This is a genomic window from Desmonostoc muscorum LEGE 12446, from assembly GCF_015207005.2.
In the GTDB taxonomy this organism is placed as follows: domain Bacteria; phylum Cyanobacteriota; class Cyanobacteriia; order Cyanobacteriales; family Nostocaceae; genus Nostoc; species Nostoc muscorum.
In genome coordinates, this window is record NZ_JADEXS020000003.1 from 117,326 (window position 1) to 127,568 (window position 10,243).

Here is a 10,243-nt window from a genome sequence, read left to right on the forward strand (position 1 = left end):
GCATTCCTAAAGTCATTCCTTCAAAATAGGCAAATGGCGATTAGATTGTTACGGGAGAAGTGCTTTCTACAACATCGATTCCTTCACCTTGGTAGCAATGATGGCACACTACCTTTTGAAGAGTGATTGGTAAAAGATATTTACGATTGATAATGCAAATAAGATTTTTACCCTCAATAATAACTGCACTAACGGCACTGACATTAACTAGTTGCAGTACTACTACTGCTGAACAGTATGAAGCTACAGCACTCACCAGTTACACCTGGCAAGTTAATTATGCCAATAACCTAACTAGTGAACCACGACCCCACATTGAAACCTTTGCTACTACTTCGGTGCTGAATCGAAATGGAGTAAAACCACCGGGAGAAGTAATTGGCCCAGATGATCGAGGGCTATGGTGGCCTACTTTACCTCCGCGGCCAAGTGTTGATGAAGTTGAACAACGCAAAAAATCTCCAGAAGAGGCAAGCAAACCTGAATTGGTCAAAAATGTAAAGTACAAACTGACTTATGGAGTGGGTAATACTCAGAACACGCTACCTACTAACTATGAAGTTTATCGACAAGTGGTAAAAGCTTACCCCCAAAGAACTCCTTTGGAATTGACTCTGGGTGTGAATGATAATTCAGTTGAGAAAGCTGAACCTGTCAGCAAGTAGTGACCCTAAGTTACGTATTCAGCAAGAAGTTAAAGATCAAAACTGAATTGCTTTTCAACAAAAAATTGATAGTAAAGTATAAATCAAAGAGTCAACGATGATCTAAATTAATTTCTGCTGCATTGATAAAAAGATTTCAAAAAATCCTATTGGGGGCTATATGGGGGCTATATATACCCCAACAATAACTCAAGACTTTGTTGAAATTTTAACCCCTATATAGGGTACATATAGGTGCTAAATGGGGTATATTTGACTGATTAGCATTTTGTACCCCACTTAGCCCCCAAGGGGTTATGATAAACTCTTGAGTCTGGATCAAAAAGGGGTAGTTATTTTATTTTTCTCTCCCCCACTCCCCAAAATTATCTGAACAGATAGCTTTCACAAATCAAAGTGTATTACCTTTGTCTTTATGTCAAACATTCACACATTGCAAAAAATTTTTCCTGCGGGTTTCGATAACGGTTACGGAAGCCTAAAACTTTTAGTCGATGGCTTTGAAGTAGTTCGTGTGCCCAGCTATATAACCAATGCCGAGATGGAAGACGTACCAGGGAGGGTAGTTTTTAACGGTAGTGCTTACACAGTTGGGGAATCAGCTTTCCGTACAGGAAATTATTTTGACCGAAACACTGATAACAATGAAAACAAAGTCAATAATGCATTGTTGACTTTATTCGGTGCATTGGCACATCTTCCACACCGTAAGGCTTGGCATTTAAAATTAGTCGTTAGCTTACATGATGTTGCTCTGGCATCAGAACTACAAAAAGTACTCAATGGAGAATATCAGCCAATACTTGCTGGCAAACAATCAGACGTGAAAGTAGAAGTGCTGAAAGTTGTACTAGAGGGTATGGGTGCATTATTTGGGCATCCACTACCAAAAAAATTAACCATTTTAGACTTTGGCAATGGTACGACCCTGTATTCTCGTTACCACCGGGGTCAGCGAGAAGTTCACACTGCCTACCCCATCGGTGTGGAAGTTCTCATCGATGATATCTCCCAAAAGATGAAACATCTAAATGGCGGAAAAATTGGGGATGCTTCCAAAATCCGATTTTGTCTAGAGATGGGGCATACCCGATACAGCCGTGACATTGATATCAAAGATATATACAGCGCTTGTTTGAAAGATTGGTATGAAAAATACTTGAAGAAAGTGGTGAATCTCACGCTTGATGCCAAACACCAAGGGGATGAAATCTGGGCGATTGGTGGAGGCTGCCTTTTACCAGGATTTAAAAAATTGTTAGAAAAGAATGGCTTCAAAATCCTGGACAACCCGGTGGAAGCCAATGTCTTTGGGCTTCTAGAAATGGCAAAAACCATCAGCAGTAAGAATCCAGCATCTACATCTCTTAAGTTATAACAATGGCAGACAAACTTGACTTAACCCCAGAAAAAGTTCGGATCAAAGATAGCTACCGAGAGCGGATATTTGCCGAATCACAGCAACTAGGCAAGAGTTACCTAGAGACGCTTTACTTTATTATTGATTGTTATTTTGCTTTCAGGAAGGGTACATTTCCCACACAACAAGTAGCTTTCATGCCGATTAATACTGAAGATAACAAACTTCCTTCAATGACTCAAGAGCCATCTACTATCGAAAACCAAGAGGATTCTGATGACCAAACCTTCACTCTTGATTTTGAGTTGTAAGGGAAGTATGGGACTGCTGCTTCTATAGTGCGTAAGTCAAGCGATGTTTGTTCAATACAGTTCGGTTAAGGTTTTTTGATGAAAATTCTAGATCATAAAGACGCGATAAATTCTCATAAAGATGCGATGAATCGCCGTCAAGACAATAATCCTTCTTTCGTCTTGACGGCGGTTCATCGTGTCTCTTACCTTAACTGATCATAAATCTGTTAAAAGTCTTGCTTTTCTAAGGATAAACTGTAGCACTGTTTCTTGAGAAGAAATAATGTCTGCTCTGCCTTCCATGCCAGATTGAATTGTACACTGGTGATCGCCAACACTTAATACTAGCTTTTCGGGCTGGATAGTTACATCGTAATTCCCAGCATTTTTATCTTTATTTTCAGACGCTATCGCATCGGGAGAAATAGCACTGACTTTGCCTTTGAGAGTTCCATATTCAGTATAGGAACAACCTGAAACTCGCAGTTGTACTTCTTGACCTGCTTTGACTTTGCGGATATCTTGAGATGGCACTAATGCCTTAATTATTAAAGGTGAATCATTGGGAGAAATTTGAGCAACAATATCACCAGAACGCAAGACTTGGGAAGGATTACGCAAACTTAATTCCTGGATAATACCAGATGCCGAAGCCCGAATCACTGTATTTGCAATGTCTCGGAGAATTTGTTGAAGTTCTTGTTGATCGCGGCTAAATTGCTTTTGAATTTCTACTTGTTGTTGTAATAATTGCTCTCGTTCTTGATTTAATTTTCCCAAACTGACTTTACCTGTAGCACTTTCAGCAGCAATTTTCTCTTGAGAAATTGCCACATTAGCATCGCTAGGATTGAGATTAACAAAAGTGCTTTGTAGTCTCGCTGTTGCTGCTTCTACTGCAAGTTGTTGTTGTTGGATTGCTTGTTGTTGTTCTTCTACATTAGCTTTTTGAGATTCTAAGAGTTGTTCTTGTTGTTCAACAGCTAGCTGCACTTCTTGGAATTGATCTTGAGAAATCGATCCAGTTTGGAGTAAAGGTTGATATCTGTCTCGCTTGGCTTTTGCTGCCCTTAAGGAAGCATCGCTAGACTTGAAATTCGCTATTGCTGATTTTAAATGTGTTTGAGCTTTTTGTAATTCCTTCTGAGCTTGCCTGAAATTGGCTTTAGCTTCCCTAACTTGGGCAATTGAGGTGATTCGCTTGTCTTGGATGTCGCGTTGACTGCGATTAAGTTCAGCTTTTGCTGAGACAATCACTCGGCTGGCACGATCGCTTTCTGCTGCTATTTGCCCATCTAAAGCCAGAATGGGAGCAATGCGATTTTGTGAGATGACCCCACCTGGAGAGCGATCGCTAATAAACTCTTACGTATATATTTAGTATTTTATACAAAAGTTGCAGCAATATTGCTTAGAAGATACAACCTGCTACCAAAAACAAAGTTTCTGTACATTGTTGCTACTAGAAAAAAAGGTAAAATTTCCTTTCAGGAATAGTTTTGAAATAGGAAGTATCTACCTTTATGAAAAAAAATATATCTGCAAATTTAAATTTTGCCGATTCATTATCAGATTTTCAAAAGGATGTGACTAACCTTTTAGATTTGAAAAATATCGAGGAGTGGTCTGGAAAAATAGTTAAAGAAAGAGAAGAAAAAATTAGACAGGCTGCCTTAGTTTTAGCGGGTCAATGTATCGCCATATTATTGCATAAGCTTTCTCAATCAGAGTCGGCTCATCAAACAGCAATTAATCAAACCAAAGGATGGTGGCATACCGACACACAAAGACACGGTTATACGAAGAGGGAAATATTAACAGTAGGTAATGTTGTAGTAAATCTTAAATTACCATACGTTGTTCAAAAAAGAGAAAAGAAAGCGAAGAATAAATCTACTAATGTTGGATTCTGCCCCTTGCTAAAATGGTTAGGAATGTCAGAAGGCTTGACCCCATTAGTTTGGTCAGATATTACAAAATATGGTGCCATAGCTAGTTCTTTTGAAGCCGCACATACAATCCTGGGTGATTGGGGAATTAATATTAGTCTTAAACGAATTGAACGATTGACATATAAATTTGGTCAAATCAGCATTGATTTACGTCAAACTAAAATATCTAACTTGCAACAAGGTAAATTACCTGGTGGGAATATACTTAAAGACCAGAGAGTTGTGATTGCTGTAGATGGTGGCAGGAGTAGAATTAGGATTAATAAAAAAGGTAGAAAAAATCTCAAAACAAACAAGCACGGCTTTACAGGGGAATGGGTTGAGCCAAAATTATTAACAATTTATGTGGTTGATGAACAGGGTAAAAAAGTTAAAAATGGCGAAATAAACATTGTAAATGATGGCACTTATGAAGACTATAAAGGCTTTTTGCCAATTTTAGAAATGCATCTGATTAGTTTGGGAATTAGTCAAGCAAAACAAGTTTTATTAGTTGCTGACGGTGCTGAATGGATTTGGAAGCATATTCCCCCTCTTTTAAAGAAATTGAAATCTCCCGATGCGACTTATCAATTATTTGATTTTTACCATGTTACTGAACGGCTACAGAAATTTGCTGATGTAGCGTTTAGTGATGATAAGGAGCGGAATAATTGGTTTAAAAAAGCACGGAGAACTTTAAAAAAAAGTAATGCCATGACCATAATTAGGCAGATGGATGAATTTATATCTGAAGCTACGGGAGAGCGTTGTAAAACTATGGTCACACAGAGAAATTACCTTTTACGTGCCTATCGTGAAAGGCGTTTAAATTACGCTAAGATACTAGACCAAAAACTACCAATAGGTAGTGGAGCAATTGAGAGTTTAATTCGTCAAGTTGTCAACTTAAGAATCAAGGGTAACAGTAAATTTTGGTTGAAAGAAAATGCAGAAATTATCTTACATCTGCGTTGTCAATGGATGGCTGGAAGTTGGGATAATTTTTGTGGTTCTATCTTTAATTCTTTTATCAAACCCCAAGCTGCTTGATAAATTTTATACTTTAATCTTGCCTTTAATTTACTTTTTGACATAATTCATACTAAGTATGAAAGGCTGATTGCAGATATTTTTATAAAAAATCGTCAAATGACTTGCTATTAATCTTTTTGAGATATTTCATCAAGATGAATTTTTGTGCAAACCAGTATTTTATTTGCAAATAAAATCACCTTGTACCTAAATATAATTTTTAGCGATGGCTACGCCCGCCGCAGGCATCGCTTGTTTTTGACCAGACCTCACAAAATCGCATTGCTCCCAGCCAGAATTTGGGCATCAAGTTGAGATAGTTGCAGTTTAGCTTGCCGAATATTCGTTTGCAGTTGGCTTTTTTGAGTCTGAAGACGATTATCATCTACCAGAGCGATCACATCTCCTTTTTTCACTGGCTGATTTACCTGCACAGCAATACTTTTAATCATTCCTTCTGTTGCTGCTTGTACTAGGCGCAGTTCTCCAGCAGGGCGAACACTCGCCGAGACTTTGACTGTAATTTTATATTTAAGAACGCTTGCCAGGATAATGCTAGCAGCAAAGATGATCAGGAGAACTATGCCGCCGATAGTTGTCCAGTTACTAATGGGGGGCAAGAATTCATTAGGTGTAGCTGGGCGGAGAAAGTCTGGATTAGTTACCTTCTCTCGGTTGGGGTAAGAAGCATCAGGTGAAGGTAAGTTTGCATCAGCCATTTTTAAATTCACTACTTCAACTGTGATTATTATGATTAGCTGAATTATTTAAAACCTCCGCGAGCGCTTCCGAAATCGGTAAGCCAGGACAGCGTTCCAGCCAGAAGAACTCGCCCACTGGATTGACTTCAAGGAATATATAACGACCATCAGGAGTCAAAATAATATCAATAGCTCCGTAGTTTAAACGGAATTGTGCCATGAGTTTGAGCAATTTTTCTTCGACATCTCCGGGCAAAGTGTATGTTTCCCAAGCATTGAGTAAAGCGACTCCCTGTTTTCGCCAATCGTAACGTGCTTTATCCAAAGCTTGAGAGTCAACCGCAGCCGTCAGTACGCGCTTACCTACAATAATTGTCCGTAATTCCAATGCCTTAGGAATTTTCTCCTGAAATGTCATTGGGCAGAAATTTAATCCATCAAGGTTGTCTAGATCCTCAGATGAAATTGGATTTGTAAACACAACTTTTTCTCGTCCTTGTTCATCGTAAATAGCGAAGGAAGAGAGCATTTTTGTAATTATTCCTTGGTGACATTCTTGGGCGAATTGCTTCACTGCCACTGGATTATTTGTAGTTAGGGTGCGTGGCGTATCTAGACCTAGCTTTCGGGCTATTTGTAATTGCAACTGCTTATTTTCGGCTTGGCGAATATTTGGCAGAGGGTCGAGATGAAACCCGTTGATACTGGCAATCATTCCCTCAATAGTGATGCGAGATTCTTTCATTGAGGCTTGTCTGAGTTGCTTATCCATTGAGTCAGGAATTTTTGACCCAATTGCAATCCGCCGATACCAAACTGCTGATACTTCATTCAAATCTAATGTTTGGTCATCAACGCTCAGAGTAACTCTTTCGGTTTTACCATAGTAAACATCTAACTGCATTTCTGTGGGAAATCGGTCTGTGTCAAAACGAAATGCTTTCTTTCCTTGGGCTTCAATTGCTTGGATAACTAGAGGAATACTTTCGTTGTCTTGGCTGTGAGTAATAATTAAAACAGTCACGTTGCTTCGCTCCGAATTCAAAATTCAAAAGACCCTAGTTGAAAGTAGTGCAGATGCGATCGCATCTGCGATCGGATAGTCCAAATCTCTCTCCAGCATCCCCCACTCTCCTGTAGGATTAATTTCTAAAAAAACATATTCTCCCGATGGCGTTTTAATGAAGTCAAATGCTCCAAAAACCAGTCCAAACCTAGCCATAAAAGCATCCAAACAACGGATTAGTTTATCAGGTAATTGATATGGTTGCCAGGTAATAACCTCTTTTGTATCACGTCGCCAATCCTGGGTGGATGCTGCATACTCAGACGCATCTAGCGCCCCCACAAAGAGATTACCATTTACATACACTGCCCGTAATTCTTGGTGTTTGGGGATTTGTTCTTGAAATACAACTGGACAATAGCGCAGTGTTTCAGCATCAAGTAAATCTTCTTCTTTAACAGCACTGGTATACATAAAAAAAGAGGAGGCTTGCATACCATAAGAAAGAGGTCTGAGCAGCTTGACAATCATTTTCCCCTTAACTTGCTGGAAAAATTCTCGTGCTTCTTGAGGATTGTTGGTGACGAGAGTCTGAGGTATGATAAGACCTACTTCCGATGCAACCCGCAGTTGGCGTAACTTGTTTTCAGCTGCACTTATCCGGTGTAAATCATCCACCCACCTAGCTCCCCTCATGCTGTCCCAAAAGCCATCTAAAACTGCAAGTGATTCACTAGAACAGGCTGCTTGAAATTGGGGAGCCAATTCTTTACCGAGATCGGGTTGCCAAATACGCCGCATCCATACTGCTTGCACTTGCTCGCTGTTGAGGGAGCGTAGATGCGGAGCAGCTTGTCGTAAGACATCGCCATATTTCAGTGTATGATTGCTACCAGAGTTACTGAAATTAGCCTGGAGTTGGACTGCGAGCGGAAACTGATCAGTATCAAGGCGAAATGGCTGTGCCCCTCGTTTTGATACCGCCTCTGCAACTCTATCTATTGTGAAGAAATCACCACTGTGGGTAATTAATAAAACCACATCACGCTCAAGGTGCATAAAATCTCTTCATTCGGTTTTTGCAACTATTGAGAAAACAAAATTTTCAAAAACTTGAAATTAACTTTAACTAATTATGGGGGCTTAAGTAAAGAGCAACTAACAAGCAGCAAGTTTATCTGACTCTTTCTAAATCGCAGTTGCAAAACTTAATTACGAATTACGTAGCTTGCTTCTCGCCAAAGGCGAGTATTACGAATTACGTTAGCGTAGCGGGGCGTTCGCGTTTAGCGTCTCTAAGAGTTGCCCATTACGAATTATTTTAATGGGAAGCCAACCCCTAGATGGAGTTGGCAAAACTAACAGTATTTTTATTCTGACAATAGTTTTTAAAACTGCATCTCTGGTGTACTCAAAACTATATAGCTATCCAGGTAAAATCGGCGAAGTGTCATCACCATCTGAAGGGTACTTCTGAGTAACAGCGTACTCGTCATTATCAGAAGGATACTTCTTGGTTACTCCATCTTCTTGATCAGATGGAAACTTCAAGGTTTGGACAAGTTCATCATTCTTCTTGCTTGTGCATCCACCACCGCTAAAGCCTTCTGATTCTTCATCAGAAAGGTCTTCAAAGCTTTGCCCTTCCAAGAATCGGGCAAAGAATGGTACTGCTTGTGAATTCAAATCTTCTGGTTTGTTTTCAGACACAATCTTCCTCCATATTAAAAATGAATCTAAATTTAGATTTTACCTAATGATGTTACATAATACTTGCACTGGCAAGTATTAATTTATTCTTAACCAAATGTTTACTTTTATGTAAAAATACTTATACTACTTTAAAAGTATAATAATTTTTCTCAAGCAATTAATTAGAAATTGCTACTGAGTGATACTTGCACTAAAAGAAAATCTTTCCTTATAAAATTGTAAATAATAAAACAGTACATGAAATCGCATCTAGATTGAATGTACTGTCTTGTGCTAATTTTGTCATCAATAAAGAATGAAATATCAGATTGTCCTACAACACAGTGAGGAAGATTGTGGTGCAGCGTGCATTGCTACTATTGCCAAACATTATAAACGTAATTTTGCCATCGCTCGTGTTCGAGAAGTTGTTGGTACAGGAGCGCAAGGTACAAGTCTTGTAGGCTTGAAACGTGGTGCCCAAAGCCTTGGATTTAACGCCCGTCAGGTGAGAGCGACGCCCCAACTAATTGAGAAACTTCATGAAGCACCTCTTCCTGCCATTATCCACTGGAAAGGATACCACTGGGTAGTTTTATATGGAAAAAAAGGTAAAAAATATGTAATTGCCGATCCCAGTAGTGGCATCCACTATCTCAGTCGTGAAGAATTAACTACAGGCTGGGCAAATTATGTCATGTTACTGTTATTACCAGACGAAATCCGTTTTTATCAGCAAGAATCAGATAAAATTAGCGGTTTTGGTCGTTTTTTAGCACGAGTTTTACCTTATCGCCAGATTTTAACTGAAGCGATTTTGATTAATCTGGCGATGGGAATTTTCTCGCTTGCAAGCCCTTTTTTAATTCAAATTCTCACTGATGACGTACTAGTTAGAGGAGATACACAACTTTTAACCACAGTCGCAATTGGTGTGGTAGCAATAAATCTCTTTAATAGCACACTAACATTGGTACAGTCTAACTTGATTGCCCACTTTGCTCAACGCCTAGAATTAGGACTAATTTTAGAATTTGGCAGACAAATTTTGCGCCTTCCTCTTACTTATTATGAAACTCATCGTAGTGGGGAAATTGTCAGCCGTCTCCGAGATATTCAAGAAATTAATCAGATGGTTTCTCAAGTTGTAATTGCCATTCCTAGCCAGCTTTTTGTGGCGGCAATTTCACTGGTTTTTATGGTATTTTATAGTCGTAAATTACTTGGTTTGTCGGTGTTAGTGGCTCTAGTCATGTCTCTATCAACGATTATATTTATACCTACTTTACGCCAAAAAATTCGTACTCTCATTGTTACACAAGCTGAAAATCAAGGAATATTAGTAGAGATTTTTAAAGGTATACTTACCGTAAAAACTGCTAATGCGGTTCCCCAAGCTTGGGAGGAAATTCAAAGCCGTTTTGGGAATCTGGCTTATCTTACTTTTAGTACTGTTCAAATTGGCATTATTAATAATGTATTTTCGGGATTAGTTTCTGGCTTTGGTAATCTTGCCATCCTTTGGTTTGGCAGCAGTCTAGTCATTAATCAGGAATTAAG

General features: G+C 39.0%; 10 protein-coding genes. 5 read left to right on the forward strand and 5 right to left on the reverse strand.

Annotated features, from left to right (window positions below):
* Window positions 1–152 precede the first annotated feature (152 nt).
* The 3 genes from IQ276_RS39460 (at window position 153) to IQ276_RS39470 (ending at window position 2,336) form a co-directional block, all read left to right on the forward strand.
* Entirely contained in the window at window positions 153–665 is a 513-nt protein-coding gene (locus tag IQ276_RS39460) for a hypothetical protein (RefSeq protein ID WP_235116522.1), read from the forward strand.
* Window positions 666–1,080: 415 nt separating this feature from the next.
* Window positions 1,081–2,043 carry a ParM/StbA family protein gene (locus IQ276_RS39465; RefSeq protein ID WP_235116523.1) on the forward strand — a complete coding sequence of 321 codons (963 nt, stop codon included), beginning with the start codon at window positions 1,081–1,083 and terminating at the stop codon, window positions 2,041–2,043.
* Window positions 2,044–2,045: 2 nt separating this feature from the next.
* Complete coding sequence (locus IQ276_RS39470) at window positions 2,046–2,336, forward strand: hypothetical protein (protein ID WP_190881048.1); 291 nt, start codon at window positions 2,046–2,048, stop codon at window positions 2,334–2,336.
* Between the two features lie 198 nt (window positions 2,337–2,534).
* Here IQ276_RS39470 and IQ276_RS39475 read toward each other — a convergent pair whose 3' ends face one another.
* Window positions 2,535–3,575, reverse strand: coding sequence for an HlyD family secretion protein (locus tag IQ276_RS39475; protein WP_235116524.1), 1,041 nt, complete (start codon window positions 3,573–3,575; stop codon window positions 2,535–2,537).
* A 266-nt stretch (window positions 3,576–3,841) separates the two neighbouring features.
* Here IQ276_RS39475 and IQ276_RS39480 point away from each other — a divergent pair, with 266 nt between their 5' ends.
* Complete coding sequence (locus IQ276_RS39480; protein ID WP_193925627.1) at window positions 3,842–5,302, forward strand: ISLre2 family transposase; 1,461 nt, start codon at window positions 3,842–3,844, stop codon at window positions 5,300–5,302.
* A gap of 251 nt (window positions 5,303–5,553) precedes the next feature.
* On the opposite strand, the gene IQ276_RS39485 is transcribed toward IQ276_RS39480, so the two are convergent.
* The 4 genes from IQ276_RS39485 to IQ276_RS39500 form a co-directional block, all read right to left on the reverse strand.
* A complete protein-coding gene (locus IQ276_RS39485; protein ID WP_193912670.1) occupies window positions 5,554–6,003 on the reverse strand; it encodes an HlyD family secretion protein in 450 nt (149 codons plus the stop codon).
* Window positions 6,004–6,019: 16 nt separating this feature from the next.
* Window positions 6,020–7,009 carry an MvdD family ATP-grasp ribosomal peptide maturase gene (locus IQ276_RS39490; RefSeq protein ID WP_193912671.1) on the reverse strand — a complete coding sequence of 330 codons (990 nt, stop codon included), beginning with the start codon at window positions 7,007–7,009 and terminating at the stop codon, window positions 6,020–6,022.
* 24 nt (window positions 7,010–7,033) lie between these two features.
* Window positions 7,034–8,050: an MvdC family ATP-grasp ribosomal peptide maturase gene (locus IQ276_RS39495; RefSeq protein WP_190881045.1), complete on the reverse strand. Its 1,017-nt coding sequence runs from the start codon at window positions 8,048–8,050 to the stop codon at window positions 7,034–7,036.
* 366 nt (window positions 8,051–8,416) lie between these two features.
* Window positions 8,417–8,701 carry a microviridin/marinostatin family tricyclic proteinase inhibitor gene (locus tag IQ276_RS39500; RefSeq protein ID WP_193912672.1) on the reverse strand — a complete coding sequence of 95 codons (285 nt, stop codon included), beginning with the start codon at window positions 8,699–8,701 and terminating at the stop codon, window positions 8,417–8,419.
* 298 nt (window positions 8,702–8,999) lie between these two features.
* Between IQ276_RS39500 and IQ276_RS39505 the strand changes: the two genes are divergently transcribed.
* A partial coding sequence (locus IQ276_RS39505; protein WP_235116525.1) for a peptidase domain-containing ABC transporter occupies window positions 9,000–10,243 on the forward strand: 1,244 nt, incomplete at its 3' end.

Bases quoted from the DNA above. Each gene is read 5' to 3' on its own strand.
- IQ276_RS39460 (WP_235116522.1), top strand. From the start codon at position 153: ATGCAAATAAGATTTTTACCCTCAATAATAACTGCACTAACGGCACTG.
- IQ276_RS39465 (WP_235116523.1), top strand. From the start codon at position 1,081: ATGTCAAACATTCACACATTGCAAAAAATTTTTCCTGCGGGTTTCGAT.
- IQ276_RS39470 (WP_190881048.1), top strand. From the start codon at position 2,046: ATGGCAGACAAACTTGACTTAACCCCAGAAAAAGTTCGGATCAAAGAT.
- IQ276_RS39480 (WP_193925627.1), top strand. From the start codon at position 3,842: ATGAAAAAAAATATATCTGCAAATTTAAATTTTGCCGATTCATTATCA.
- IQ276_RS39485 (WP_193912670.1), bottom strand. From the start codon at position 6,003: ATGGCTGATGCAAACTTACCTTCACCTGATGCTTCTTACCCCAACCGA.
- IQ276_RS39495 (WP_190881045.1), bottom strand. From the start codon at position 8,050: ATGCACCTTGAGCGTGATGTGGTTTTATTAATTACCCACAGTGGTGAT.